This window comes from Vibrio sp. Vb1026 (assembly GCF_033338745.1).
Classification (GTDB): domain Bacteria; phylum Pseudomonadota; class Gammaproteobacteria; order Enterobacterales; family Vibrionaceae; genus Vibrio; species Vibrio alginolyticus.
Map to the genome: position 1 here is coordinate 1 of NZ_JAWOTH010000210.1, position 1035 is coordinate 1035.

The 1035-nt window shown below is 51.5% G+C and carries 1 protein-coding gene; it reads left to right on the forward strand.

Annotation, left to right across the window (positions count from 1 at the left end; all coding sequences use genetic code 11):
• Window positions 1-33 precede the first annotated feature (33 nt).
• Window positions 34-972 carry a hydroxymethylbilane synthase gene (gene hemC, locus R7E47_RS25355; RefSeq protein WP_318085580.1) on the forward strand — a complete coding sequence of 313 codons (939 nt, stop codon included), beginning with the start codon at window positions 34-36 and terminating at the stop codon, window positions 970-972.
• Window positions 973-1035: the final 63 nt, after the last annotated feature.

A 1035-nucleotide genomic window follows, 5' to 3' on the forward strand; every position in this document is an offset into this window, starting at 1 on the left:
ATAAACCCAAATCCAAACAGCATTGAGAAGATCATGACACAATCCACACCGATTCGCATTGCAACTCGAAAAAGCCCACTTGCACTATGGCAAGCTCATTTTGTTAAAGACGCTCTTCAAGCCGCTCATCCTGGCTTGGAAGTCGAGTTGGTAACCATGGTGACCAAAGGTGACGTGATTTTGGATACACCGCTGGCTAAAGTTGGTGGCAAAGGCTTGTTCGTTAAAGAACTTGAAGTTGCCATGCTTGAAGGCCGCGCCGATCTAGCCGTGCACTCAATGAAAGACGTACCTGTCGACTTCCCTGAAGGCCTTGGCCTCGTGACTATTTGCGAGCGAGAAGACCCTCGCGACGCCTTCGTTTCTAATACCTATAGCAACATTAATGAACTCCCTCAAGGTGCGGTCGTCGGTACTTGCAGTTTGCGTCGCCAATGCCAACTGAAAGAATACCGCCCAGACATCATTATCAAAGAACTGCGTGGCAACGTGGGTACTCGACTTGGCAAACTGGATGCGGGTGAGTACGACGCTATCATTCTTGCAGCCGCAGGTCTAAAGCGCTTGAAATTGGAAGACCGAATTCGCAGCTTTATCGAACCAGAACAATCACTGCCAGCGGTTGGCCAAGGCGCAGTCGGTATTGAATGCCGCGTAGACGACGAACGCTTACTCAAACTTCTGGAGCCACTCAACCATAAAGACACCGCCGATCGCTTGTTGTGCGAACGTGCCATGAACCTAACGCTTGAAGGTGGCTGTCAGGTGCCAATCGGTAGCTACGCGCTACTTGAAGGTGATGAAATTTGGCTTCGCGCGCTCGTCGGAGAACCAGATGGCAGCGAAATTGTGCGTGGCGAAGTGCGTGGTCACCGTAAAGATGGAGAAGCGCTCGGTATCCAGTTGGCTAACGAGCTACTTGATAACGGTGCCCGCGACATTCTAACCAAGCTGTACGCAGACCACGATTAATCATGGCAGTGTTGGTCACTCGGCCGGGAGAGCAAGGCAACGCGCTTTGCTCTCTGCTCGAAA

Coding starts and splice junctions, on each gene's coding strand:
- hemC (WP_318085580.1), top strand. CDS start 34: ATGACACAATCCACACCGATTCGCATTGCAACTCGAAAAAGCCCACTT.